The organism is Xanthomonas sp. LF07-6 (genome assembly GCF_034105445.1).
GTDB lineage: Bacteria > Pseudomonadota > Gammaproteobacteria > Xanthomonadales > Xanthomonadaceae > Xanthomonas_A > Xanthomonas_A sontii.
In genome coordinates, this window is record NZ_JAXGGI010000008.1 from 85,792 (window position 1) to 109,750 (window position 23,959).

The 23,959-nt window shown below is 68.9% G+C and carries 22 protein-coding genes and 1 tRNA gene; 13 read left to right on the forward strand and 10 right to left on the reverse strand.

The features are described from left to right. Positions 1 to 269: 269 nt before the first annotated feature. Positions 270 to 1,091 carry a hypothetical protein gene (locus SLW56_RS13605; RefSeq protein ID WP_157835226.1) on the reverse strand — a complete coding sequence of 274 codons (822 nt, stop codon included), beginning with the start codon at positions 1,089 to 1,091 and terminating at the stop codon, positions 270 to 272. Positions 1,092 to 1,400: 309 nt separating this feature from the next. Here SLW56_RS13605 and SLW56_RS13610 point away from each other — a divergent pair, with 309 nt between their 5' ends. Then, positions 1,401 to 2,030: a hypothetical protein gene (locus SLW56_RS13610; protein ID WP_267106271.1), complete on the forward strand. Its 630-nt coding sequence runs from the start codon at positions 1,401 to 1,403 to the stop codon at positions 2,028 to 2,030. Positions 2,031 to 2,170: 140 nt separating this feature from the next. On the opposite strand, the gene SLW56_RS13615 is transcribed toward SLW56_RS13610, so the two are convergent. Both SLW56_RS13615 and SLW56_RS13620 read right to left on the reverse strand, forming a co-directional pair. After that, positions 2,171 to 2,244 (reverse strand) — tRNA-Gly (locus tag SLW56_RS13615). A gap of 261 nt (positions 2,245 to 2,505) precedes the next feature. Next, positions 2,506 to 4,326 carry an autotransporter domain-containing esterase gene (locus tag SLW56_RS13620; RefSeq protein WP_017910408.1) on the reverse strand — a complete coding sequence of 607 codons (1,821 nt, stop codon included), beginning with the start codon at positions 4,324 to 4,326 and terminating at the stop codon, positions 2,506 to 2,508. A 172-nt stretch (positions 4,327 to 4,498) separates the two neighbouring features. On the opposite strand from SLW56_RS13620, the gene thiS reads away from it, so the two are divergent. The 4 genes from thiS (at position 4,499) to SLW56_RS13640 (ending at position 8,281) form a co-directional block, all read left to right on the forward strand. Further along, complete coding sequence (gene thiS, locus SLW56_RS13625; protein ID WP_017914741.1) at positions 4,499 to 4,699, forward strand: sulfur carrier protein ThiS; 201 nt, start codon at positions 4,499 to 4,501, stop codon at positions 4,697 to 4,699. 56 nt (positions 4,700 to 4,755) lie between these two features. Next, the gene (locus SLW56_RS13630) at positions 4,756 to 5,550 is read left to right on the forward strand and encodes a thiazole synthase (RefSeq protein ID WP_017910410.1); all 795 of its coding nucleotides are present in this window, start codon (positions 4,756 to 4,758) and stop codon (positions 5,548 to 5,550) included. Positions 5,551 to 5,560: 10 nt separating this feature from the next. Then, entirely contained in the window at positions 5,561 to 6,346 is a 786-nt protein-coding gene (gene trmB, locus SLW56_RS13635; protein WP_152243252.1) for a tRNA (guanosine(46)-N7)-methyltransferase TrmB, read from the forward strand. Between the two features lie 66 nt (positions 6,347 to 6,412). After that, entirely contained in the window at positions 6,413 to 8,281 is a 1,869-nt protein-coding gene (locus SLW56_RS13640) for an SLC13 family permease (RefSeq protein ID WP_010341810.1), read from the forward strand. Between the two features lie 31 nt (positions 8,282 to 8,312). Here SLW56_RS13640 and SLW56_RS13645 read toward each other — a convergent pair whose 3' ends face one another. Further along, positions 8,313 to 8,651 carry a Rieske (2Fe-2S) protein gene (locus tag SLW56_RS13645; RefSeq protein WP_152236191.1) on the reverse strand — a complete coding sequence of 113 codons (339 nt, stop codon included), beginning with the start codon at positions 8,649 to 8,651 and terminating at the stop codon, positions 8,313 to 8,315. A 202-nt stretch (positions 8,652 to 8,853) separates the two neighbouring features. On the opposite strand from SLW56_RS13645, the gene SLW56_RS13650 reads away from it, so the two are divergent. From SLW56_RS13650 to SLW56_RS13670, 5 genes are all read left to right on the forward strand, one after another. Beyond that, positions 8,854 to 9,126 carry a hypothetical protein gene (locus SLW56_RS13650; protein ID WP_017910413.1) on the forward strand — a complete coding sequence of 91 codons (273 nt, stop codon included), beginning with the start codon at positions 8,854 to 8,856 and terminating at the stop codon, positions 9,124 to 9,126. 118 nt (positions 9,127 to 9,244) lie between these two features. Continuing rightward, on the forward strand, positions 9,245 to 9,952 hold the full coding sequence (locus tag SLW56_RS13655; protein ID WP_320694987.1) for a fumarylacetoacetate hydrolase family protein: 708 nt from the start codon (positions 9,245 to 9,247) through the stop codon (positions 9,950 to 9,952). Positions 9,953 to 10,061: 109 nt separating this feature from the next. Continuing rightward, a complete protein-coding gene (mscL, locus tag SLW56_RS13660; protein ID WP_017910415.1) occupies positions 10,062 to 10,481 on the forward strand; it encodes a large-conductance mechanosensitive channel protein MscL in 420 nt (139 codons plus the stop codon). A gap of 96 nt (positions 10,482 to 10,577) precedes the next feature. After that, positions 10,578 to 11,993, forward strand: coding sequence for a M28 family peptidase (locus SLW56_RS13665; RefSeq protein WP_267086656.1), 1,416 nt, complete (start codon positions 10,578 to 10,580; stop codon positions 11,991 to 11,993). A gap of 62 nt (positions 11,994 to 12,055) precedes the next feature. After that, positions 12,056 to 13,108, forward strand: a complete 1,053-nt coding sequence (locus tag SLW56_RS13670; protein ID WP_267109216.1) for a LacI family DNA-binding transcriptional regulator — start codon at positions 12,056 to 12,058, stop codon at positions 13,106 to 13,108. Between the two features lie 6 nt (positions 13,109 to 13,114). Here SLW56_RS13670 and SLW56_RS13675 read toward each other — a convergent pair whose 3' ends face one another. From SLW56_RS13675 to SLW56_RS13685, 3 genes are all read right to left on the reverse strand, one after another. Then, positions 13,115 to 14,188: a cytochrome P450 gene (locus tag SLW56_RS13675; RefSeq protein ID WP_043094992.1), complete on the reverse strand. Its 1,074-nt coding sequence runs from the start codon at positions 14,186 to 14,188 to the stop codon at positions 13,115 to 13,117. A gap of 88 nt (positions 14,189 to 14,276) precedes the next feature. Then, complete coding sequence (locus SLW56_RS13680; protein WP_017911958.1) at positions 14,277 to 14,366, reverse strand: tryptorubin family RiPP precursor; 90 nt, start codon at positions 14,364 to 14,366, stop codon at positions 14,277 to 14,279. Positions 14,367 to 14,563: 197 nt separating this feature from the next. After that, positions 14,564 to 15,403, reverse strand: coding sequence for a TrmH family RNA methyltransferase (locus tag SLW56_RS13685; RefSeq protein WP_267083732.1), 840 nt, complete (start codon positions 15,401 to 15,403; stop codon positions 14,564 to 14,566). Between the two features lie 486 nt (positions 15,404 to 15,889). On the opposite strand from SLW56_RS13685, the gene SLW56_RS13690 reads away from it, so the two are divergent. Further along, the gene (locus SLW56_RS13690) at positions 15,890 to 16,951 is read left to right on the forward strand and encodes a hypothetical protein (RefSeq protein ID WP_043094990.1); all 1,062 of its coding nucleotides are present in this window, start codon (positions 15,890 to 15,892) and stop codon (positions 16,949 to 16,951) included. Between the two features lie 42 nt (positions 16,952 to 16,993). Here the strand turns inward: SLW56_RS13690 and SLW56_RS13695 are convergent, their stop codons facing one another. After that, positions 16,994 to 17,551 carry a GNAT family protein gene (locus SLW56_RS13695; protein WP_043095552.1) on the reverse strand — a complete coding sequence of 186 codons (558 nt, stop codon included), beginning with the start codon at positions 17,549 to 17,551 and terminating at the stop codon, positions 16,994 to 16,996. Between the two features lie 164 nt (positions 17,552 to 17,715). On the opposite strand from SLW56_RS13695, the gene SLW56_RS13700 reads away from it, so the two are divergent. Then, a complete protein-coding gene (locus SLW56_RS13700; RefSeq protein ID WP_010341794.1) occupies positions 17,716 to 18,459 on the forward strand; it encodes a polysaccharide deacetylase family protein in 744 nt (247 codons plus the stop codon). Continuing rightward, positions 18,456 to 19,577: a glycosyltransferase family 4 protein gene (locus tag SLW56_RS13705; RefSeq protein WP_267083735.1), complete on the forward strand. Its 1,122-nt coding sequence runs from the start codon at positions 18,456 to 18,458 to the stop codon at positions 19,575 to 19,577. Before SLW56_RS13700 ends, SLW56_RS13705 begins: the two co-directional genes overlap by 4 nt. Before the next feature lie 24 nt (positions 19,578 to 19,601). On the opposite strand, the gene SLW56_RS13710 is transcribed toward SLW56_RS13705, so the two are convergent. Together SLW56_RS13710 and SLW56_RS13715 are read right to left on the reverse strand one after the other, a co-directional pair. Next, positions 19,602 to 22,727, reverse strand: a complete 3,126-nt coding sequence (locus SLW56_RS13710; RefSeq protein ID WP_320694988.1) for an efflux RND transporter permease subunit — start codon at positions 22,725 to 22,727, stop codon at positions 19,602 to 19,604. Continuing rightward, entirely contained in the window at positions 22,724 to 23,833 is a 1,110-nt protein-coding gene (locus SLW56_RS13715; RefSeq protein WP_320694989.1) for an efflux RND transporter periplasmic adaptor subunit, read from the reverse strand. The genes SLW56_RS13710 and SLW56_RS13715 overlap by 4 nt, the downstream gene beginning before the upstream one ends. Between the last annotated feature and the right edge of the window lie 126 nt (positions 23,834 to 23,959).

The window sequence follows — 23,959 nt, forward strand, 5'->3', positions numbered from 1 at the left end:
AACACTTTCGCCAAGTCGTGACACCACGCCGAACAGTTCAGGTTCTCTCAATACTGTCCGACCTTTGCCCTCCACGCTTACACAGACGCCGAAACGGAGCGAGAACGATCTCAAACTTTTGATCATGCGCGTGCAAGCGGCATTGTTTGCCCGTAGTTATGATCCAGGTGCCATCGACGGCGTCATGAACGGTCAAACACAAGCCGCTTTGCGCTCGTTTCAACGAGATCACGGCCTCTCCGCGACCGGAACAATGACCACCGAGACACTTACCGCTCTGAGCGTTCGGATCTGAATCTAGCTCTTTTCGGCAATTCGATGAATCGTCCGCTCTGAGGATCTGTAAGATCCACGAGGTAGACCCCCCGTTTCACGGACTCTGCTTTGGGAGGCCAAACCGTGCCATCTGGCCAATACACCCCGCTTCCCCCACCCCCGTAGCGCCGTTCTTCACCAAGCTCCTTGAAGCTACCCTCACTTACCCCAGCAACGGCCACCACGACAATAGGCGTGCCTAAGGCTTTGGCCCATGCTGATAGGGGTTCAGTCCAATAAGGCTCCCGCAAATCCGCGCCGAAGGTAGGCACGATGATCGGGCAGCCTTTACTCACCCCTAGGTTCAGTGCCTCAGCCATCATCTTGGCTGTTTGACCCTTGGCCTTATTCCAAGGCTCACAGACGTCTGAGCAAATCATTGGGAAAAGGCGGCGGCGCCCCAAGCTCCACATCTTCGCGCGCTCACCAACAATGCCTTCTTTCCGCCAAGGAACGCGCTTGAAATAGAAATCGAGACTGAGCCTGCCTTTAGTCAGAAAAATGCTGTTGCGGCGAATTTCGCCTTCGCTAACATAGCCACCGGCCACAAAGGAGACTCTGGAATTCACTTGCTCAAGAAGAGCCTTTGCTTCTTCAATCGTAAGATCGACTGCCCTTCCTGCGAAGGGGTAGTGCTCTGGAAATACAGCAAGATCGACTTTGGCAGCAAGATCCAGGACACCTAACAGCTTCCCCACTTCTTCGGGAATAGCCTTCCTTGCTTGTGTCATACTTTCAACTTCCCATGCGCACAACTGGAATAGTGCAATCTTCATTGATCACTTCCTTCTGCCTGCCAGAGATCCAGTGGCGGATCATTAAAAAACGGCAGAACGCGGCTAAGACTAATGAGCTGATCGTGCAGTCATGGCTACTGACTGATAGCCAGGTTAGCACTCCAATATATTCAAGCAATGAGGCGCATCTTTCAAGCCATATTTATCCGGCCTCCAAACCAAAAGATCGCCACGAACGGATCCCACATATTTTCTCAAATTTTTTATGCCAAAACACTTGACAAAGCTCTTTTACGCTTCAGGCTGAATGCATCGGCAACAAAACACCGATTGACGTTGTGAGCAGTGATGCCCACTTGCCCCATGCGCGGGGCTTTACATTTAAAATTTCGACAACGTTTAGTCGGCTTAGAAAGCAAAAGCCACTCATCAGAGTGCATTGAATCATTCAGCGCCGTTTGCGCGGATCAAAAAAGTGCTCCGGGAAAAAGGAGCATTTTTTCTTACTCTCTTTATTTTAATCTTGCTGCCTCAGACATAGAAACCACGCACTATCTCGTGCTGGACGCGGGTAAACTTGAAAAGCCCCGTCAACTAGAAAAACTCGAACACCTTGATCACACTCTGCCCGAACAGATCAGTGCCAAGGTCACCGAGCTTGGTCAACGGCACGAGGGCTCAGGCAAAGCAAATGTCAGATGCGCACGCCGGGAAAGCTATCGGATCGAAGATCGCCCTCAACTGGTCGTCGGTGAAGGGCTCGCCCGTGTCGTCGGCGTCAGGCATGGCAATCGCCCGGATACCCGCCAAGGGACTGGTCGTGAGAAGCCCCGCCGACACGGACTACACGAAGAACACAGACAAGCGCTGACGGTGCTTGGCAACCGTCCAGGCGGCAGGCTCGGGAACTTGATTGGCTTGGGCAAGCGCCACCACCTCCATGCCCGCAAATCAACGGGAACCAAGAAGCGCACATAGCGACCTGACGGCCAATGCAGCAAGAGGGGTTTTGGCAAAAACGATACCTGAAACGATACCTTGGGATGTCGTTCGAGGCGGTCTTCAGTCGGGAGGAATAGTCAGCGCGGTCAACAACTTAGCGCTAGCATTTGCGAGACTGGAGCGGGCGATGGGAATCGAACCCACGTCAGTAGCTTGGGAAGCTACAGCTCTACCATTGAGCTACGCCCGCGTTGCCGGTGCAGTCTATGCGCTGGGCCGGGGGTTGCGCAAGAAATCGGCGCAGGGCCGCAGCGGACGGACGAAACCGACACGGCCTAGCAGGGGTGTCGGAGAAATGCAGAAGGGCTTCAGTCCCGACGGCTCGAGCTCAGAGGCGTCGGGGCTGAAGCCCATCCCACAACTGGCATCCAATGCCGTTGGTTTACGTCACCCCATCTGCCCCACCCTGCCCGGCACACAGCCGGGCAAGGCAGGCAACGTCGGGCAGTGCTTAGAAGCTGCCGCCGAAGTTCACGAACAGCGAGGTGTCGTGTGCGCGCGACTGGCCGGTGGTGGTGGCGAGGCCGACGTTGCTCTCGAAGCCCCACAGCTTGGTCCGCGCGCCCAGCACCACCGACGCGTAGTTGCGGTCGAAGTTGATTCCCGGCACCGCGTACTCGCCCAGGTCGGACATGGTCTGCAGCCACGCGGTGGCTTCCTGGTTCTTCTTGAACTCGTGGTCGTAGGTGGCCTGCAGGTACGGCTTCACCGTGCCGGCATCGATGCTGGCCTTCCAGCCGATGCGGCCGACCATCGACTCGACGTCGCGGTCGCTGTAGCCCAGCGCGCTGGAGTTCGGGTTGCTCTCGGTGTAGCCGTCGAGCTTGACCTTCTGCCAGATCGCCGCGGCCACCGGGCCGTGCTTGAAGCTGCCTTCGCCGAACTCGTAGCCGCCCTGCAGCGCCGCGGTCAGGTTGCTGCCGTCCGGCGAGCCCTTGTGCTCGATGGTAGCCGGGCCGAGGTTGACCTTGCGGGTGACGTCGTAGCTCAGCCAGGTGTAGCTGACCTGGGCGTTGACCCAGGCATGCTCGCCGTACCAGCCGGCGAAGCCGCCGAGGGTGCTGTCGTCCTGGGTGTAGTCGCCGCCGCGGTTGCCGAAGTCGGCATCGGTGCGACCGAAGCCGCCGAAGCCGCCGAACACCCACTCGCCACGCGACCAGTCCACGCCGAACAGACCGGCCGGGGCCATGCCGTCGTACAGGTCGCCGTGCTGGTAGCGCTGCATGTCGCCGCGCAGGTTGCCCCACCAGCGCACGCCATCCGCTTCCGGGCGGCCGTCGACGTGCCAGGCGACCTGGTCGGCGCGCGAGCGGCCGACCATCTGCGCCGAGTGCGTCAGGATCTGCTGGGTGCGCGGGCCTTCCAGGATCGACAGCGCGTACTGCGCCAGCAGTTCGTGGGTGCGGCCGGTCGGGTGCACGCCGTCGGCGAACACGTAGGTGTCGGCGGCATCGGCGCTGACGTAGCTGGTCGGGTTGCAGGTCAGCGACTGCGCGGTGATCTGCGGCTGGCAGGCGGTGCCGGTGACGTTGGTGAAGCCGTAGGCGCCCGGGTTGGCCACCACTTCCTGCAGCAGGTGGAAGGTATCGACCGGGATCACCCGCAGGCCAGCGCTCTTGAGGCCGGAGAACAGCGCGGTGTTGTAGGCGGTGGCGAGCGCGGTGCCCTGCGCCATCGCCGCGGCGCCGCCAGCGCGGAAGCGCGGGGTGATGCCGACGTCGGGCAGGTTGTTGACCATGACGTAGCGCGCACCGGCGTTCTGCAGGCTGGCGACGATGCCCACTTCAGCGGTCACGGCATTGCCGATGGTGGCCTGCACCGGCGCACCGCCGGCGATGGCGAACAGGTCGTTGGCACCGCCCCACACCGAGTACAGCGCATTCGGGTCGGCCTTGCCGCCGTTGGCAGCCAGGTAGTTGCTGGCCTGGGTCGCAAGCGACGGCGCCACGCCCAGCGCGCTCGGGTTGGCCACGCCGACACGGGCATTGCCGGCGGCATAGTCGTCGCCGATCTGGCCGTTGCCGTTGGCGGCGGCGTTGGTGCCGTAGTACTCGGCCACGTACTGCGCCCAGACGAAGTCGGGGTTGGTGGTGAACTGGCCGGTCACCGCACGCACCGAGGCCGGCAGCAGCGGACGGTAGTAGCCCGCGTCGGTCAGGCTGTCGCCGAAGAACACGGTGCGGCTGTAGGTGGACTGCGCGAACGCAGGCGCGGCGGCGAGCACGATCGCGGCGGCGAGCAGCGAACGGAGCGGACGGATGGACGAAGTCATGGAAGCCCTCCCGGGCAGAAATGGAACACGAGAAATGCAGCGAAACGGGGGAGCGGCCGCACCATACGTAGCCGCATGGCCGACATCATTCCACCTCTGCCGGACACGCTCACGTTGCACTGCCGCAAGATTGCGACTCGCACGCCCACGGCGCGCATTGCACAATGATGGCATGAACATCGAATTGAACGGCAGACAATGCACGCTGGCGCCGGCCACCACCGTGGCCGCGCTGCTGCAGGCCGAAGGGCTGGGCCAGCGGCGCGTGGCGGTCGAGGTCAACGGCGAGATCGTTCCGCGCGGCGCGCATGCCGAGCACGAACTGCACGCCGGCGACCGGGTCGAGATCGTGCACGCGCTGGGCGGCGGCTGAATCTCACCGCCGTGCGCGGGCTCGGCAGGGCCGGTGCGATGGGCGATAATCCGCCGATGAACGCTCCCGCCCCCCACGATGCGCTGGTGATCGCCGGCAAACCCTACCGTTCGCGCCTGCTCACCGGCACCGGCAAGTTCGCCGATCTCGAACAGACCCGCCTGGCCACCGAGGCCGCCGCCGCGCAGATCGTCACCGTGGCGATCCGCCGCAGCAACATCGGCCAGAACCCGGGCGAGCCCAACCTGCTCGACGTGCTGCCGCCGGAGCAGTACACCATCCTGCCCAACACCGCCGGCTGCTACACCGCCGAGGACGCGGTGCGCACCTGCCGGCTGGCGCGCGAACTGCTCGACGGCCACAACCTGACCAAGCTGGAAGTGCTGGGCGACCAGCGCACCCTGTTCCCGGACGTGGTGCAGACCCTCAAGGCCGCGGAAATCCTGGTCGCCGACGGCTTCGAGGTGATGGTCTATACCAGCGACGACCCGATCCTGGCCAAGCGCCTGGAAGAGATCGGCTGCGTGGCGGTGATGCCGCTGGCCGCGCCGATCGGCTCCGGCCTGGGCATCCAGAACCGCTACAACCTGCTGGAGATCATCGACAACGCCAAGGTGCCGATCATCGTCGACGCCGGCGTCGGCACCGCCTCGGACGCGGCGATCGCGATGGAGCTGGGCTGCGACGGCGTGCTGATGAACACCGCCATCGCCGGCGCGCGCAACCCCGTGCTGATGGCCAGCGCCATGCGCAAGGCGGTGGAGGCCGGCCGCGAGGCGTTCCTGGCCGGGCGCATCCCGCGCAAGCGCTACGCCAGCGCCTCCTCGCCGGTCGACGGACTGATCGGGTGAGGCCGCAGGCATGACCGATCCGTTCTCCAGTGCCGGCGCCAAGACCCCGCCGAAACCCTTCACCGTCGAGGAAGGCCATCGCCAGGTGCGCAGCTTCGTGCTGCGCCAGGGCCGCTTCACTCCCGCCCAGCAGCGCGCGTTCGACGCGCTGTGGCCGCGCTTCGGCCTGGACTACAGCGGCCAGCCGCGCGATCTGGACGCCACTTTCGGCCGCAGCGCGCCCAAGGTGCTGGAGATCGGCTTCGGCAACGGCGCCGCGCTGCGCCATGCCGCGCAGCACGATCCGGGCCGCGACTACATCGGCATCGAGGTGCACGCGCCGGGCGTGGGCCGCCTGCTCAACGCCTTGGCCGAGGACGGCGCCGATCACGTGCGCCTGTACCACCACGATGCGGTGGAGGTGCTGCAGCACGAGATCGCCGACGGCAGCCTGGACGAAGTGCGCATCTACTTCCCCGACCCCTGGCACAAGAAGCGCCACAACAAGCGGCGCCTGCTGCAGCCGGCCTTCGCCGCGCTGCTGGTGCGCAAGCTGCGCGCCGGCGGCCGCCTGCACTGCGCCACCGACTGGGCCGACTACGCCGAGCAGATGTGGGACGTGCTCGACGCCACCCCCGGCCTGGTCAACCGCGCCGGCCCGCGCGGCCACGTGCCGCGACCGGACTGGCGCCCGCAGACCCACTTCGAGACCCGCGGCCAGAATCTGGGGCATGGGGTGTGGGATTTGCTGTACGACCGGGAATCGGGAACGGGGAATGGGGAATCGGAAGAGCCCTCGTCTGCCGCCCCCCGATAGCGACGACCTGCGACGACCGGCCGCTTCTGCCATTCTCCATTCCCGATTCCCCATTCCCGGCCTCGCATGGACACCGCGCTGACGCTGACCACTGATATGAAGCTCGTGCTCGGGCTGGTCGGCTTCACCATGGCGATGTTCGTGTTCGAGCGGATCCGCGCCGACGTGGTGGCGCTGGTGGTGCTGGTGGTGCTCGGGGTGACCGGTCTGATCGCGCCGGAGGAGCTGTTCAGCGGCTTCTCCGGTAACGCGGTGATGAGCATCATCGCCACCACCATCCTCGGCGCCGGGCTGGAGCGCACCGGCGCGCTGAACCGGCTGGCGTCGTGGCTGCTGCGCCGCGCACGCGGGGTGGAGGAGCGGCTGATGCTGCTGACCACCGCCATCGCCGGGCTCAATTCCTCGTTCATGCAGAACCCCTCGGTGATGGCGCTGTACCTGCCGGTGGCCTCGCGCCTGGCCGGGCGCACCGGGCTGACCCTGCAGCGGCTGCTGCTGCCGATCGCCGCGGCCATCGTGATGGGTGGTGCGCTGACCATGGTCGGCAACTCGCCGCTGATCCTGCTCAACGACCTGCTGCAGTCGGCCAACAACAACCTGCCCTCGGGCATGGCCACCATCGAGCCGCTGCGCATGTTCGCGCCGCTGCCGATCGGCGTGGCGCTGCTGGCGGCCTCGCTGATCTACTTCCGCGTGCGCGGCGACAAGGCGCTGGCCGAAGAAGAGCGGCTGATCAACGACGGCGTCACCCCGGCGCGCACCGAGAGCTATTTCGCCCGCACCTACGGCATCGAAGGCGACGTGTTCGAGCTGATCGTCAGTGCCGACAGCCCGCTGGTCGGCATGACCCTGGGCGAGGCCGAGACCGTGCACAACGCGCCGCTGCTGCTCGCCCTGAAGACCGGCAACGACACCCGCCTGGCGCCGCCGGCGGACATGCGCATCTGGGTCGGCAGCGTGCTCGGGGTGATGGGCGCGCGCCAGCAGGTCGCCGATTTCGCGCAGAACCAGTTCCTGCGCCTGTCCTCGCGCCTGCGCAATCTCGGCGATCTGTTCAACCCCAGCCGCGCCGGCATCTCCGAGGCGGTGATCCCGCCGACCTCGCGCTTCATCGGCAAGAGCGCGGCAGAACTGCGGCTGCGCAAGCAGGCCGGGATCAGCCTGCTGGCGATCAACCGCGACAAGCAGGTGATCCGCGAGGACGTGCGCAAGGTGCCGCTGCGCGCCGGCGACATGCTGGTGTTCCACAGCATCTGGCAGGACCTGGCGCAGGCCTCGGAAAGCCGCGACTTCGTGGTGGTCACCGACTACCCCAAGGGCGAGCACCGCCCGCACAAGTTCAAGATCGCGATGACGATCTTCGCCCTCACCATCCTGATCGCGCTGACCTCCAGGCTGCCGGTGGCGCTGACCCTGATGACCGGTGTGGCCGGCATGCTGCTGACCGGCGTGCTGCGCATGGACGAGGCCTACGCGGCGATCAACTGGAAGACCGTGTTCCTGATGGCCGGGCTGATCCCGCTGGGCTGGGCGATGGACAGCAGCGGCGCGGCGGCCTGGGTCGCCGGGCATACCATTGCGCGACTACCCGAGGGCATGCCGGTGTGGGCGCTGGAGATCGCCCTGGGCCTGCTGACCACCGCGTTCTCGCTGGTGATCAGCCATGTCGGCGCGACCATCGTGATGGTGCCGATCGCGGTCAACCTGGCGCTGGCGGCCGGCGGCAATCCCACCGCGTTCGCGCTGATCGTGGCGCTGTCGGCGTCCAACAACCTGATGACCGCGTCCAATCCGGTGATCTCGATGATCACCGGCCCGGCCAATTACCAGCCGCGCGAACTGTGGCGCGTCGGTGGCCCACTGTCGCTGGTCTACACCCTGGTGGTGGTGCTGATGGTCAACCTGATGTCGATGGGCTGGTGGCACGCGCTGTAGCGCGGCTCGTCGCAAGCACCTGCGCTGCGCGCTAAACCAGCACCACCTGCCCGTCGCGCACGTCCACCGGCACCGCATGCAGGCTCTGGCCGCGGCAGGGGCCGGACACGCACTCGCCGCCCTGCAGTTCGAACGCGGCGCCATGCGCGGCGCATACCACGTGGCCCTCGCGGCTCTTCAGGAACTGGCCCGGCGCCCAGTCCAGGCGGCGCCCAGCATGCGGACACACGTTCAACCACGCGCGCACGGTGTCGCCCTCCCGGTACAGCAGCAGCGATTCGGGCTCGCCGCCGATCAGCGTCTCGGCCTCGGCCAGCTCGCCGGAAACGAGGGCGTGCAGCGGCGCCAGCACGGCAGATGATTCGGTCATGGAACGCAGCGCGGGCAGCAAGGGGTGGTCATTCTGGCATGGGCGATCGGCAGACGTGACGCCGCACACCCTTCACCCGGCGAGCACATGCAAGCCCCTGACCGCAAAGTGTTAATTTTTCGCTTAACGAAGTTTTCACTCCGTCACATAAAACAGCGCCGATACTGCGCCCCTTCGGTTCAAACTGAAACAGAGTTCTGCCATGCGTGCTCGCCTCTTCAATTTCGACCAATTCCGGCACGTCTTCGCGCCGCGCAAGCCGCGCCATCCGCTGGTCAAGCTGGCCGTGGGCCTGCTCGGCCTGGCGATCCTGGCCGGGCTGGTGTTCGTCAGCGTGTTCGTGGGCGCGGCGATGATCCTGGGTGGCATCGCGATGAAGCTGCTGAGCCAGCGCGGCAAGCGCCCGGCCACCGCGCGCCGCCATGTGGTCGATGGCGAGTATCGGGTGGTGCGCAAGCCGGCCTTGCCGCTTTAGAGCTGGGAATGGGGAATCGGGATTGGGGAATCGCGAGAGCGACATCCGCTTCCCTGTTGGAATCGGGTTGAACCCGACCCGCTAAACTGCTGCATCCCCTCTCGTTGGATGCATGCTCATGAAAGATCTGTTCGCCGCTGCCGAGGCTCCGCGCGTTCCCGTGCGTGGGCAGGGCCTGTTTCCGGTGCATCGCATCTACTGCGTGGGCCGCAACTTCGCCGACCACGCGCGTGAGATGGGCGCCAGTGCGCCGACCTCGAAGGCCGAGCGCGGCCAGCCGACCTTCTTCATGAAACCGGCCGATGCGCTGGTGATCGGCGACGAGGCCGTCCCCTACCCGTCCGCGACCCAGGACCTGCACCACGAGGTGGAACTGGTGGTGGCATTGGGCCAGGACGCGCCCGTCGGCGTGCTGCCGGTGGACGGCGCCGAGGCGCTGATCGTGGCCTATGGCGTGGGCCTGGACCTGACCCGTCGCGACCTGCAGGCCGCGGCCAAGGCCAAGGGCCTGCCGTGGGACATCGCCAAGGGCTTCGACGCCTCCGCGCCGATCAGCGAGCTGATCCCGGCCGGCGAGGTCGGGGCGCTGGAGGCCTTGAACCTCTCGCTGGAAGTCAACGGCGAGGTGCGCCAGCAGTCGCTGCTGGAGCAGATGATCTGGAACGTGCCGGAGATCCTGCACGAGCTGTCCAAGCTGTTCGCGTTGCGCGCCGGCGATCTGGTGTTCATGGGCACGCCGGCCGGCGTGGCCGCGCTGCGCCCGGGCGATCGCTTCAGCGCGCGCCTGGAGAACGTGGCCGAGCGGCACGGCCGTATCGTCGGCTGAGGGGCACGCCTGTCGCGCGGCATACGCACGCCTGTGATTCGACCACCACGGCGACTGCGCTAGGCTAGCGCCGCGGCGACAGGCCCGCACTGACAAGAGAGGAGTCCCGATGAGCATGATCCGCGAATTCAAGGAATTCGCCATGCGCGGCAACGTGCTGGACCTGGCGGTCGGCGTGGTGCTCGGCGCCGCGTTCGGCAAGATCGTCACCGCGCTGGTCGAGAAGATCATCATGCCGCCGATCGGGCTGCTCGTCGGCGGCGTGGACTTCTCGCGCTGGGCGTGGACGCTCAAGGCGGCCACGGTAGACGCGGCGGGCAAGCCGGTACCGGCCGTGGTGATCGGCATCGGCGATTTCCTCAACACCATCATCCAGTTCGTGATCGTGGCCTTCGCCATCTTCATGCTGGTCAAGGCGATCAACCGCATCGCCCGCAAGGAACCGCCGGCGCCGAAGGCCCCGACCGAGGAAGTGCTGCTGCTGCGCGAGATCCGCGATTCGCTCAAACACGAGCCGCGCCCGGAGTAAGCGCGACGGCACACGCGGCTTCCGCCATGGAGGCCGCGTCGTGCACGGCGGTGAGGCACTGCTAAGCTCGCGGTTCCTGTGTCCGCGGAGTTTTCCATGCGTCGTCTTGCCGTCGTCATCGCTGCTGTGCTGAGTCTGTCCTCTCCTGCGGTTGCCGCCGAGGCCACGCGCATCCCGGAGGCGGCACTCCGCGACGCGGCGGCCTTGCGCGAGCGGGCACTGGCCGACGACACCGGCTGGAAGGTGGTCGAGTCGCTGACCACCGAGATCGGCCCGCGGATGGCGGGCAGCGAGGCCGATGCACGCGCGGTGGCCTGGGCCACGGCGAAATTCAAGGCACTGGGCTTCGACAAGGTGTGGACCGAGCCGGTGACGTTCCCGAAATGGGAGCGTCGCAGCGAACACGCGCAGGTGCTCGGCGCGCATGCGCAACCGCTCACTGTCACCGCGCTGGGCGGCAGCCCAGGCGGCACGGTCGAGGCCGAGGTGGTGCGCTTCGCCGACCTGGCCGCGTTGCAGGCGGCGCCGGCCGATGCGCTGCGCGGCAAGATCGCCTTCGTCGATTACCAGATGCTGCGCACCCGCGATGGCAAGGACTACGGCAACGGCGGCGCGGTGCGCAGCAAGGGGCCGTCGGAAGCGATCCGCAAGGGCGCGATCGGTTTCGTGATGCGCTCGGCCGGCACCGATTCGCACCGCGTGCCGCATACCGGCATCACCCGCTTCGACGAAGGACTGACGCCGGTGCCGGCGGCGGCGCTGTCGGTGCCCGATGCCAACCAGCTGGCGCGCCTGCTCGCGCGCGGCCCGGTACGCCTGCGCCTTGCGCTGGACTGCGGCTGGGACGGCACCGCCACCTCCTACAACGTGATCGGGCAGATCACCGGGCGCACGCTGCCCAACGAGGTGGTGCTGATCGGCGGGCACCTGGATTCCTGGGACCTGGGCACCGGCGCGATCGACGACGGCGCCGGCGTCGCCATCAGCATGGCCGCCGGGCATCTGATCGGCCAGCTCAAGCAGGCGCCCAAGCGCAGCATCCGCGTGGTCGCCTTCGCCAACGAGGAGCAGGGCCTGTACGGCGGCAAGGCCTATGCGCAGGCGCATGCCAAGGACGTGGCGCGGCACCAGATCGCTGCCGAGAGCGACTTCGGCGCCGGCCGCATCTATGCCTTCAACACCGGCTCCGGCGATGCCGCCGGCTCGCGCGCGGCGACCCGGCAGATCGCCGAGGCGCTGGCGCCGCTCGGCATCGCCTATGCGCCGGACGCCGGCGGCCCCGGCCCGGACGTCGGGCCGCTCGCCGCCAAGGGCGGCGCCTGGGCCTGGCTGGCGCAGGACGGCAGCGATTACTTCGATCTGCATCACACTGCCGACGACACCCTGGACAAGATCGACCCGAAGGCGCTGGCGCAGAACGTCGCCGCGTATGCGGTGTTCGCATATCTGGCGGCGCAGGCCGACGGCGGTTTCGGCAGCCAGGCCAAGACAGTGGAACCGCCCAGGGAGTAAAGTAAACCGGACCTGCGCAGGACGCGCGCAGGGGCTTCCCCTCCGCAGCAGCGCCAGGACCTTTGATGGGCATACGGCAACGTCGCGCGGGCTCAGCGGTGACGTTGCTGGATGTAGCCCGCCATGCGGGCGTGTCGCCGATGACTGCTTCGCGCGTGATCAATCGCCACCCGCGCGTGAGCGCTACCATGCGCGAGCGCGTCGAAGCGTCGATCAAGGCGCTCGGCTACCGCCCCAACCTCGCCGGCCGCTCGCTGCGCACCGCAGGACTGGCGCGCATCGGCGTTCTCTACAGCAATCCCAGCGCGGCCTACCTCAACCAGTTCATGCTCGGCATGCTCGAGCAGAGCAGCCTGGAAGGCTGCCAGGTGCTGGTGGAAAAGAGCGACGACAGCGCCAGCCAGCGCGCCGCCACCGAACGCCTGCTCGCGGCCGGTGCCGATGGCCTGATCCTGCCGCCGCCGCTGTGCGATGCGCGGCAGACCATCGCCGAACTGGATGCGCGCGGCATTCCGCTGGTGGCGGTCGCCACGGGCGCCCCGATGCCCGGGGTCAGCTCGGTGCGCATCGACGACTACCAGGCGGCGTGCGCGCTCACCCGACATCTGCTCGACTTGGGCCACCGCGACATCGGCTTCGTCAGCGGCGATCCCGGGCACACGCCCAGCGCGCTGCGCGGCCGCGCGTTCTTCGACACCATGGCCGGGGCCGGGCTGACGGTGGCGCCGGAGCGCGTGGCCGAAGGCCTGTTCACCTACCGCTCCGGCCTGCTCGCGGCCACTGCGTTGCTGCAGGTCGCCCCGCGTCCCAGCGCGATCCTGTGCAGCAACGACGACATGGCCGCGGCAGCGCTGGCGATCGCGCACGGACTGCGCCTGCGCGTGCCCGAGGATCTGTCGATCGCCGGTTTCGACGACACGCCGGTGGCCACCACGATCTGGCCGGAGCTGACCACCATCCACCAGCCGGTCGCGGCGATGGGCAGGGCCGCGGTGACGCTGCTGCTCGGCGAAATTCGCCAACGCCGCGACGGACTGCCCAGCCGCGGTACCCATCAGGTGCTGGACTACACCCTGGTCACGCGCGGGTCCACCGCGCCGCCCGCACCGCGCTGAGCGCCGTCACCGCGTGCGGCAGGCAACGCCTCGAGCGCGCGTGTGCCGGATCACGTCGACCTGGGCCACACCGAGCAGCCCGGTCAACGGCACAGTGGCGCGACGCTGCTGCGGGTCCGCAACCAGGTCCTGACCGCGCAGCAGGTCCAGTAGCCGCTCCGCCAGCGGCATGACCATGTGCCGGCCCCAGCAGCGCTCGGAGGCATGGCCGAACGGCAGGTAGCCGGGCAACGCATCGGGATCCACGCCGTCCCAGCGCTCGGGCCGGAACGCCTCCGGCTCCTCCCACAGCGCCGGATCGCGATGGCTGAGCAAGGGCAGCACCAGCACGTCGTCGGCGGCGCCGATACGCGGATCCAGCGCACCGTACTCGGGCGAGGCATTGCGCAGGATGTTCCAGGACGGCGGCAGCAGGCGCAGGGTTTCGTAGAGGATGTTGCGGTTGCAGACGCGCGCGTCGAACGGCGACCCCAGCCACAGCGCGTTGGCGACCAGCGTGGAAATGGTGAAGCACACCGGCGCGGCGGTGCGCCGGTACAGGCCCATCGCATCGCGGCGCGCGCGGTAGCCATCGGCCGCGGACAGCAGCGTGGCCAACGCCGAGGCCTCCGCGCCAGGCGCCAGCGGTGCGAGCGCGCCGGCGGCGATCACCGCCCAGGTCAGGCGCGGCGTCAGTTCCAGGGTTCGGTCCATCAGCAGGCGCAGCCGCCACGGGTCGCCGCCGAGCAGCAGGTCGCGCAGATAGACATGGCCGATGTGCGGCCATGGACCGGACAGGTCGAGGGTGGGCGGCGGCGGACGCTTCAGCGCCTCGCGCACGTCGCGGCCGATCGCCTGCATCAGTTTCGCCGCTTCGCTGCGCGCGATCGAGCGGCCGTGCAACGGCTTGAAGGTCGGCCGTTCGTGTTCGGTGGCGGGCCTGGCCGCGAGCAGGCGGTCGCTCAGCGCGGCGCCGGCGACACCGACCGTTTCGGCATCCAGGCGGAACGCGTCCTGCCCCACATGCGCGCGCAGCAACGCCTGCAGACGCGGCGCGAAGACCGTGGCGCGCGCATCGCGGTCGACCATGGTGGCGGACATCGCCAGTCTCCTGGAGGAACGACGCCCGGCGCAGTGCATCCGCCGGGCACCGGCCGCACGGCATGCCGCGCGGCATCGCACACGGCGCTCAGTACCAGATGTACCAGGCGTACGACTTCAGCGGCTTCTTCGACGACAGCAGGTGCTTGATGGAGAACAGCAGCTTCATGAGCGACATCTCCGCAGGAGTGACGATGGCCCTTTCGGGCGGGGGACTGCGCGGTTTCGCCGACGCCAGCGCGCGTGGCGCGATCGCATCGGCGAGGCGCGCCTGCACGCTACGCCGCCGGCAGGCCCCTCGCAAACCCGAAACCGGCCGGCGCGCACACTATTGCGTAGCCAAATGCAGCCGCATCTCAGCGCGTGACGCCGTGCTCAGCGCGCCGCACGCCCGTGCGGATGCCGGCTGCGCCAGGTGCCCAGCAACACCGCGGTGGCGGCGGCGACGTTGAGGCTTTCCACCGCGCCGCTGCCGGGGATGGACAGGCGCAGATCGCAGGCCTGCGCGAAGTCGCGGTCCATCCCGTCGCTCTCGGCGCCCATCACGTAGACCAGGCGCTGCGGCAAGGCAGTGGCGAACAGATCGTCGCCGCCGTCCACCAGCGTCGCCGCGAGGGCGAAGCCCGCGCCGCGCAATTGCGTCTGCGCCTGCATCGTGGGCGGCAGCCGCACCAGCGGCACCGCCTCGGCGCCGCCCTCGGCCACGCGCGCGGCGGCACCGGACAGCGCCAGTGCGGCCTGCTCCGGCAACAGGATCGCGCCCACGCCGAAGTGCGCCGCCGAGCGCAGGATCGCGCCGAAATTGTGCGGATTGCCCACGCCATCCAGCCACAGCGCCAGCGCCGGACCCGGCGCCAGCGCCTGCAGCCAGTCGGCCAGGGCCAGCGGCGCGACGCGCAGCACGTCGGCGACCACGCCCTCGTGGTGGCTGCTGGCGGCGAGCTTGTGCAGATCGGCCTCGTCCACCACGCGGTAGCCGACCCGGTTGGCCACGCACCACTTCAGCAGCGGCTGCAATGCCGGGATCCGCGCCTCGCTCAGGTACAGCTTGCGGATCGCCTCCGGCCGCCGCGCGTACACCGCGCGCACCGCGTTGAGGCCGTAGAGGCGCAGTTCGTTGCGGTTGGTCGCCGCCGCACCCTCACCCCCGGCCCCTCTCCCGGGGGGAGAGGGGGGATTCCCACCGCGTGGGCGGTTGCCCCAGGGCGAGGTCATCGGCGCACGCCCGCGGCGCAGGCGCACCGCGCCGACGCGGCACAACGGGAACGAAGGGCATGACGCATGGGACTCTCCTGAAAAACGCACGGGGCGCGCGCCCGGGACGGCGCGCTGCGGGGATTTTCGCTCATCCGCGCCCCACTGGCTGCCCCGGCAGGACGCAGCGCGGCCCCGAGACTTGTCTACGTCATGCACCGCAAAGCGCAACCCGCATTCCGGCCGCACAGTGAAGTGGTTCGCTCCCGCCTTCCACCGTGCGGAATTCGCGGCAGCGCATGCGCAAATCCGACAAGCCTGGCGTGCGCATCGGGTCCATTGTCGCCGCTCCTTCCGCCACCACGCAGGCGCCATCGACCCACCATCACCGTGCCATTCGCTTCGCAGACGGGATACCTGCGATGGCCTGCGCCGCCGCATCGCGCAGCGCCGTGCTCCGCGGGCTCCCGAGAACGCACTCCGCATTCTCACGACAAGGCGATTCCCATGCACTCCGACATCCGTCCGTTTTCCTCGTCCGCACGCCGCTGCGTGCACGCCGCCCTGCTGCTGATGCTGCCCCTGCTCGGCCTGAGCGCCAGCGCACTGGCCCAGACCGCCGCGCCCGACGCCCGCCTGGCGCGGGTCGGCGCCCTGCCTGCCGCGCACAAGCCCACCAACGTCCCCGACGACTACATCCAGACGCCGTTCGGCTACTTCGCGCCGGCCTGCGTGCGTCAGGTCCATCGCAGCGACCGCGTGCTCGCCGACGGCGCCCTGCAGCATGCCGATGGCGCGCGCGAACAGGCGCAGGCCTGCACCCAGGACAACTTCACCCCCAACGGCACCCGCGTCCACCCCGACGGACGTGGCCTGGACGGCCAGCCGATCCGCGCTGGCGCGGCGCTGCGGGCAGCACGCGCGCACGGCGCGGTGCCGCCGCCGATCACCCACGACTGGGTGCAGTCGGCCATCGACGTGACCGGCAACAAGATGGGGCGCATCGTGGCCAGCTGGACGGTGCCGCAGAACCCGACCAACGTGGCGCAGCAGACGGTGTACTTCTTCCCGGGGATGCAGAGCGACGATCCCACGATCCTGCAACCGGTGCTCGGCTACCGCGGCTACAACGACAGCTGGGACCTGAGCAGCTGGAACTGCTGCCAGGACGGCATGGTGTGGCACAGCGACTTCATCGCGGCCAGGGCCGGCGACCGGATCGTCGGCGACACCTACGCCACCTGCAACAACGGCCTGCCCTGCACGAACTGGAACGTGGACACGCGCAACGTCACCACCGGTCAGAGCGTGCGGCTCAGCACCACCTACGACATCAACTCCCGGACGCACCTGGTGGTGGGCGGCGCGCTGGAAGTCTATGCGGTGGACAGCTGCGACCAGTATCCGCCGGACGGGAGCATCACCTTCGATGCGATCGGCGTCTACGACTACCGCATGCAGAAGGTGGCGTCGCCGGCATGGGTGTCGTACAGCGACAGCTCGGGCCTGGACGTGCAATGCAACTACGCGGTGGACACCACCGCGACCTCGGCCACCATTTCCTACTGAAGCCGTGGCCCGCGCGCGTCGCTCGCACGGGCGACGCGCGACTCAGGCCGCCGCCCGGGTCCGCGCGAACAGGCGCAAATCGCGCGGCTGTCCATCGCGCAACGACAGTTCGCGGCGCGTGCCGATCTCAACGAAGCCGTTCTTCTGCAGCACGCGCGCCGAGCCATGGTTGTCTGGTAGCGTCAACGCCTCGATCCGCTGCAGGCGCAACGCCGGCACCGCCCAGTCCAGGTAGGCGGCGACGATGCGGGTCATCCGGCCCTGGCCCCAGTGCGCGCGGCCAAGCCAGTAGCCGAGCTCGGCCCGCTCCGGCGCCGGCTGCGCCGCTGCATGCAGGCCGATCCCGCCACAGGCCTCGCCGCCGATCTCGATCGCCAGCACCGGGTCGTTCAGGTCGATCACCTGCCCGCCCAGGAAGGCCTCGCCGTCGGCGCGCGTGTAGGGATGCGGAAAGCGCCGGCTGAGCCCGCGCGCCACCTGGGCGTCGTCGGCGTGGCGGACCAGCGCATCCAGGTCCTCGGCACGCCAGCGCCGCAGCATGATGCCGTCCAGATGCAGTTGCAGATCGCGCCAGGGGGCGGCAGCGGCGGTCTCGGACATCGGCGGCTCCTGCGGCAAGGGAAGCGCAGCATAGCCGCCGGCCGCAGCCTGCACGGCGGCGCGATCGTCTACGGCTGAGGGTTTTACCCGACAGACCAGCGAAAGCCAGGCCCGGTAGACTCCCGCGCCGCACCTCGCCCTTCCGTCCAAAGAGCCGTTCCCCGATGCCCTCCGACACCGCCGCCACGGCCCGCATTCCGATCTTCATGTACCACAACGTGGCCGAGGCGCCGCGGCACCTGCAGGTGTACCGCAGCCTGTACGTCAGCCCGGGCCGCTTCGCCCGGCAGATGCGCCTGCTGCAGCGGCTGGGCTACCGCGGCGTGTCCATGTCCGACGCCATGCCCTATCTGCGTGGCGAGCGCCAGGGCAAGGTCGCGGTGGTCACCCTGGACGACGGCTATCTGGACAACCTGCACGCGGCGCTGCCGGTGCTGCAGCGGCTGGGTTTCACCGCCACGGTGTACATGGTCAGCGGCTGCATCGGCCGCCACAACGTGTGGGATGCGCAGAAGCTGGGCATCGAGAAGCCGCTGATGAACCTCGCCGAGCTGCGCCAGTGGCGCGCCGGCGGCATGGAGATCGGCGCGCATACCCGCTCGCACCCGCACCTGACCGGCTGCAGCGATGCGGCGCTGCGCGAGGAGATCGGCGGCTGCAAGCGCGAACTGGAGGACCTGCTCGGCGAGGCGGTGCCGCAGTTCTGCTATCCCTACGGCGACGTCGACGACCGCGTCGCCGACGTGGTGCGCGAGGCCGGCTACACCGCCGCCACCAGCACCCGCCGCGGCCGCGCCCCGGCCGGCTCGGACCCGATGCGCTATCCGCGCATCCAGGTCGCGCGTCATCACCTGCTGCCGCAGTTCGCGCTGCGCGCCTTCACCGCCTACGAGGACCGGCGCGGATGAAATTCCTGTTCGTCGGCACCAATCCCGAAAACACCGGCGCGGCCACGCATTTTGTGGCGCTGGCGCAGGCGCTGGCCGGCGTCGGTCACCAGGTCGAGGTCATCGCCTGCGAGGGCGGCCTGATCGCCGACGAATTGCGCCGCAGCGGCATCACCGTGCACGTCGGGCACTTCCGCAACGTGCTGGACCCGGACGGCTACCGGCCGCTGCTGCGCGTGGCGCGGCGCAGCCGGCCGGACTGGCTGGTGGGCAACTTCGGCAAGGAATACTGGCCGCTGCTGCTGGCCGGGCGCGTGCTGGGCATCCCGGTCACGCTGTTCCGCCACCGTACGCCGGCGATGAGTGCGCTGTCCGGCTATGCGATCCCGCGCCTGGCGGCGCGCTTCTTCGCGGTGTCGCACTACGCGCGCCAGGCCTACCTGGAGCGCGGCGTGCCGGAGGCGCTGGTGCAGGTGCTGTACAACCCGGTGACCATGGAACGGCTGCGCCCGGATCCGGAACGCGGCCGCGCCATTCGCGCCGCGCAGGGCCTGCCCGAGGATGCGATCGTGCTTGGCTACAGCGGGCGCATGCATGCCGGCAAGGGCATTTTCCCGTTGCTGGATGCTGCAGGAGCGGCGATGGCGCAGGAACCGCGCCTGCACTGCCTGTGGCTGGGCGACGGCCCGGACGCGGCGCAGTTGCAGGCGCAGGCCGCGGCCCAGCCGCACGGCCAGCGCCACCGTTTCGTCGGCTGGGTCAACGACACCACGCCCTACTACAACGCGATGTCGATGCTGGCGTTCCCGTCGCTGGCGCCGGAAACCTTCGGCCGGGTCTCGGTGGAGGCGCAGGCCAGCGGCGTGCCGGTGCTGGCCAGCCACGTCGGCGGCACCGCGGAGACGCTGGACCCCGGGGTCAGCGGCGAACTGCTCACGCCCGGCGACGTGGACGGCTGGCGCGATGCGATCCTGCGCCTGTGCGACGGCGAACGGCGCCAGCGCATGGGCCAGGCCGGGCGCGACTTCGTGCAGCGCCATTTCGGTGGCGCGGTGATCGCCGCGCAGTTCGTGCACCTGCTGCAGCAGCCGCGCTGCGCGCCGCAGCCGCTGGCGCCGTCGCGCGTCGATCCGGCCTGAGCGCGGCTGCCTGAGCGGCCCGGCTCAGGCGTGGCCGCCGACCGACGGCGTCTGCACTTCCAGTTGCTGCAGGCGCTGCTGCACCGCGTCCGGCGAGCGCGTGTACGGCGCCAGCAGCGCATAGAACGCCGGCACCACGAACAGCGACAGCAGCGTGGACACCGATACGCCGAAGATCACCACGATACCGATGGTGGCGCGGCTGGCCGATCCGGGGCCGCCGGCGAGCACCAGCGGGATCGCGCCGACCACGGTGGCCAGCGAGGTCATCAGGATCGGCCGCAGGCGCACCGCCGAGGCCTCTACAATCGCGTCGCGCACGCTGCGCCCGGCATCGCGCAACTGGTTGGCGAACTCCACGATCAGGATGCCGTTCTTGGCCGCCAGCCCGACCAGCATCACGATACCGATCTGACTGAACAGGTTGAGCGTACCGCCGCTGATCGCCAGGCCGATCAGCGCGCCGAGCACGCCCAGCGGCACGGTCAGCATGATCACCAGCGGGTGGATGAAGCTCTCGAACTGCGCCGCCAGCACCAGATACACGATCAGCAACGCCAGGGCGAAGGTCAGCAGCACCGCGCCGCCGGCCTTCTGGTACTCGCGCGATTCGCCCTTCCAGTCGAGCTGCGCGTAGTCGGGCAGTTCCTCGCGCGCCACCTGCTGCGCCCAGGCGATCGCCTCGCCGAGCGGATAGCCCGGGGCCAGGCCGGCGTTGATGGTGATGGCACGCAGGCGATTGAAGCGGTGCAGGTTGCCCGGCTCGGCGACTTCGCGCAGGGTCACCAGGTTGGACAGCGGGATCAGCTGGCCGCTATCGGCGCGTACCCGGATCGCCGCCAGGTCGGCCGGATCGGCGCGGCCGTCGCGACTGGCCTGCAGCATCACGTCGTACTCCTCGCCATTGTCGACGAAGGTGGTGACCTGGCGCGCGCCCATCAGCGTCTCCAGCGCGCGGCCGATCTCGGTCACCGGCACGCCGAGGTCGGCTGCCCGCTGGCGGTCGATCTCCACGCGCATCTGCGGCCGGGTTTCCTTGTAGTCCGAGTCCGCCCCGACCAGCCCGGGGTTGTCGGCGATGCGCGCGAGCAGGCGGTCGCGCCATTGCGCGATCTCGGCGTAGTCGGGGCCGCCGAGCACGATCTGGAACGGCTGCCCGCGGCTGTTGACCAGGCCGCCGCCGACCTGGGTGCGCGCACGCACGCCGGGCAAGGCGCGCAGTTCCTCCTGCAGCGTCGCGGCGACGTCGGCGGTGGCCACGTCGCGCTCGCTCCAGTCGCGCAGGAACACGCTGACCCGGCCGGTGTGCATCTCCTCGCTGGCGCCGAAGCTGCCGGGCACGCGCGGATTGGCGCGCGCGATCGGCTGGCCGTCGCCGCGGTGGCGGTCGAGGATGGCCTCGACCTGGTGCATCTGCCCCACCGTGTAGTCGAAGCCGGCGCCTTCCGGCGCATCGATCATCACCTGGAACGAGCCGCGGTCCTCGGCCGGCGCCAGTTCCGAGGGAATCATCCGTGCCAGCAGCGCACTGGCCGCCAGTGCCGCCAGCATCAGCGCGCCGAACACCCAGGCACGGCCGACGTGGCGCTCGAGCACGCGCCGATAGCGCGCGCTGAGCCCCTGCAGCCGCGCCTCGACCCAGCCATGCACGCGGTTGGGCTGCTCGCGCGCGTGCGCCTTGAGCAGCTTGGACGACATCATCGGGGTCAGGGTCAGCGCGACGAAGGCGGAGATCGCCACCGCCGCGGCCAGCGCCACCGCCAGTTCGCGAAACAGGCGCCCGGTATTGCCTTCGAGGAAGCCGACCGGCAGGAACACCGCCACCAGCACCGCGGTGGTGGCGATCACCGCGAAGGCGACCTGTGCGGTGCCGCGCCGCGCCGCCACCAGCGCCGGTTCGCCAAGGTCGACGCGACGCTGGATGTTCTCCACCACCACGATCGCATCGTCCACCACCAGGCCGATGCACAGCACCAGGGCGAGCAGGGTCAGCAGATTGATCGAGAAGCCGAACGCATACAGCGCGATGAACGCGGCCACCAGGCACACCGGCACCGTCACCGCCGGGATCAGCGCCGCGCGCACGCTGCCCAGGAACAGCCAGATCACCACCAGCACCAGCACCACCGCTTCGATCAGGGTGTGGTAGACGCGTTCCACCGAGGCATCGATGAACACGGTGGAATCGAAGGCGACGAAGATCTGCGTGCCCTTGGGCAGGGTCTGCTGGATCTGCTGCGCGGCCGCGCGCGCGGCGCGGGCCACATCCAGGCTGTTGGCGGTGGAGGTCTTGACGATGCCCAGGCCGACGTTGGGCACGCCGTTGCTGCGGAAGTAGGCGCGGCGCTCGGCCGAGGCCAGTTCCACCTTGGCCACGTCGCCCAGCCGCACCACGTAGCCGTCGCGGCCCTTGCCGAGCGGAATCGTGGCGAAATCCGCCGGTGCGCGGTAGCTGCGCTCCACGCGCAGGGTGAAGTCGCGGTCGGCCGACTCCAGGCGGCCGGCCGGCAGTTCCACGTTCTCGCGGGCCAGCGCGTTCTCCACGTCGGCCACGGTGAGGTCGCGCGCGGCCAACTGGTCGCGGTCCAGCCAGATCCGCATCGCATAGCGCTGGCGCCCGCCCAGGCGCACCTGGGCCACGCCGTCGATGCTGGACAGGCGATCCACCACGTATCGTTCGGCGTAGTCGGACAGCTGCAGCGCATCCATCGTGCTGGAGCTCATGTTGAGCCACAGGATGGCGTCGGCATCGGCCTCGACCTTGGCGATTTCCGGCGCGTCGGCCTCGTCGGGCAGGCGGTCGAGCACGCGGCTGACCGCGTCGCGCACGTCGTTGGCGGCGGCCTCGATGTCGCGAGTGGCGCGGAACTCGATGCTGATGTCGGCCACGCCGTTGGAACTGCGCGCCTGGATCGTCTCGATGCCTTCGATGCCGGCCAGCGCGTCCTCCAGCACCTGGGTGATGCGGCTCTCCACCACCGCCGCCGAGGCGCCGGGGTAGCGCACCTCCACCGACACGATCGGCGGATCGATCGCCGGCAACTCGCGCAGGGTCAGCCGGCTGTACGCCATCACCCCCAACACCACCAGCAACAGGCTCATCACCGCGGCGAACACCGGCCGGGTGATGGAGACGTCGGACAGCTTCATCGGGCGCGTTCCGCGGCGCCACTACCGGGACTCGGGCCGGTGGTGGCGGGAGCGGCTGCGGCAGTCGACCTCGCATCGACCACCGCCACGCCCGGACGCAGCTTGCCGGTACCCTCGACCACGATGCGCTGGCCGGGCTGCAGGCCGTCGACGATCTCGACCAGGCCGTCGCGGCGCGCGCCGGTGCGCACGTCGGCGCGGGCCACGGTGGCGTCGGCGCCGACGCGATAGACGAAAGCGTCGCGCCCCACCTGCACCACCGCGATCTCCGGGATCACCAGCGCCTGCCGGGCGGGCCGATACAGGCGCACGTCCATCAGCATGCCCGGGCGCAGCGCGCGGTCGGCGTTGTCGAACGCGGCACGCACGGTGACCGCGCGGGTGGCGCTATCCACGCGCGCATCCACGGTGGCGACCTTGCCGTCGAAGGCGCGCCCCGGATAGGCCACGCTGCGGCCGCCGACGGCATCGCCCGCCTTCACCGTCGACAGCGCCGCCTCCGGCACCTGGAAATCCACGTAGACCTGGGCCACGTCGTCGAGCGTGGCGATGGTCGCGTCGGGCGTCAGCAGCGCGCCGGGGCTGACCTGGCGCAGGCCGAGCACGCCGGCGAACGGCGCGCGCACGCTGCGGTCGCCGATCTCCGCGCGCATCTGCAGCACCCGCGCCTGCGCGGCATCGCGCAGCGCGCGTTGCGTGTCCAGTTGCGCGCGCGACACCAGTTGCCGCCCGACCAGTTCGCTCTGCCGCCGATACAGTTGCTCGGCCTCGGTGTAGGTAGCCTCCGCCTCGCGCAACGCCGCCTGCTGGCCCTGCCCGCGAAGCGTCACCAGCGGCGCGCCGGCCGCCACTTCCTGGCCACTCTCGAAATGCACGCGCTCCACGATCTCGCTGACCTTGGCGGTCAGCGTCACCGACTCGCGGGCCTTGACCGTGCCCAGCGCGGCCAGGCTGTCGTTCCACTCACGGGGCTGCACCGTCTGCAGCGTCACCGGAATCGCGGCACTGGCCGCGGCCGGCGCCGGGGCCTTGCCGCAACCGGCGAGCGCGAGCGCGGACAACAGGAGGCACACCAGGCGGACGCCGGCGCGTGGTCGGTGCGGCATGGAGATCCCGGACGCGTGGAGTTCGACCCAGTCTAACGGCCTGGCGTGACGGGCGTTGACACGTCGCGACCATGACCGACGACCCTTGCCGGCCAACGCATGCGCTGCGCGATGAGACGCAGCGCA

Bases quoted from the DNA above. Each gene is read 5' to 3' on its own strand.
- SLW56_RS13605 (WP_157835226.1), bottom strand. From the start codon at position 1,091: ATGAAGATTGCACTATTCCAGTTGTGCGCATGGGAAGTTGAAAGTATG.
- SLW56_RS13610 (WP_267106271.1), top strand. From the start codon at position 1,401: ATGCCCACTTGCCCCATGCGCGGGGCTTTACATTTAAAATTTCGACAA.
- SLW56_RS13620 (WP_017910408.1), bottom strand. From the start codon at position 4,326: ATGACTTCGTCCATCCGTCCGCTCCGTTCGCTGCTCGCCGCCGCGATC.
- thiS (WP_017914741.1), top strand. From the start codon at position 4,499: ATGAACATCGAATTGAACGGCAGACAATGCACGCTGGCGCCGGCCACC.
- SLW56_RS13630 (WP_017910410.1), top strand. From the start codon at position 4,756: ATGAACGCTCCCGCCCCCCACGATGCGCTGGTGATCGCCGGCAAACCC.
- trmB (WP_152243252.1), top strand. From the start codon at position 5,561: ATGACCGATCCGTTCTCCAGTGCCGGCGCCAAGACCCCGCCGAAACCC.
- SLW56_RS13640 (WP_010341810.1), top strand. From the start codon at position 6,413: ATGGACACCGCGCTGACGCTGACCACTGATATGAAGCTCGTGCTCGGG.
- SLW56_RS13645 (WP_152236191.1), bottom strand. From the start codon at position 8,651: ATGACCGAATCATCTGCCGTGCTGGCGCCGCTGCACGCCCTCGTTTCC.
- SLW56_RS13650 (WP_017910413.1), top strand. From the start codon at position 8,854: ATGCGTGCTCGCCTCTTCAATTTCGACCAATTCCGGCACGTCTTCGCG.
- SLW56_RS13655 (WP_320694987.1), top strand. From the start codon at position 9,245: ATGAAAGATCTGTTCGCCGCTGCCGAGGCTCCGCGCGTTCCCGTGCGT.
- mscL (WP_017910415.1), top strand. From the start codon at position 10,062: ATGAGCATGATCCGCGAATTCAAGGAATTCGCCATGCGCGGCAACGTG.
- SLW56_RS13665 (WP_267086656.1), top strand. From the start codon at position 10,578: ATGCGTCGTCTTGCCGTCGTCATCGCTGCTGTGCTGAGTCTGTCCTCT.
- SLW56_RS13675 (WP_043094992.1), bottom strand. From the start codon at position 14,188: ATGTCCGCCACCATGGTCGACCGCGATGCGCGCGCCACGGTCTTCGCG.
- SLW56_RS13680 (WP_017911958.1), bottom strand. From the start codon at position 14,366: ATGTCGCTCATGAAGCTGCTGTTCTCCATCAAGCACCTGCTGTCGTCG.
- SLW56_RS13685 (WP_267083732.1), bottom strand. From the start codon at position 15,403: ATGACCTCGCCCTGGGGCAACCGCCCACGCGGTGGGAATCCCCCCTCT.
- SLW56_RS13690 (WP_043094990.1), top strand. From the start codon at position 15,890: ATGCACTCCGACATCCGTCCGTTTTCCTCGTCCGCACGCCGCTGCGTG.
- SLW56_RS13695 (WP_043095552.1), bottom strand. From the start codon at position 17,551: ATGTCCGAGACCGCCGCTGCCGCCCCCTGGCGCGATCTGCAACTGCAT.
- SLW56_RS13700 (WP_010341794.1), top strand. From the start codon at position 17,716: ATGCCCTCCGACACCGCCGCCACGGCCCGCATTCCGATCTTCATGTAC.
- SLW56_RS13705 (WP_267083735.1), top strand. From the start codon at position 18,456: ATGAAATTCCTGTTCGTCGGCACCAATCCCGAAAACACCGGCGCGGCC.
- SLW56_RS13710 (WP_320694988.1), bottom strand. From the start codon at position 22,727: ATGAAGCTGTCCGACGTCTCCATCACCCGGCCGGTGTTCGCCGCGGTG.
- SLW56_RS13715 (WP_320694989.1), bottom strand. From the start codon at position 23,833: ATGCCGCACCGACCACGCGCCGGCGTCCGCCTGGTGTGCCTCCTGTTG.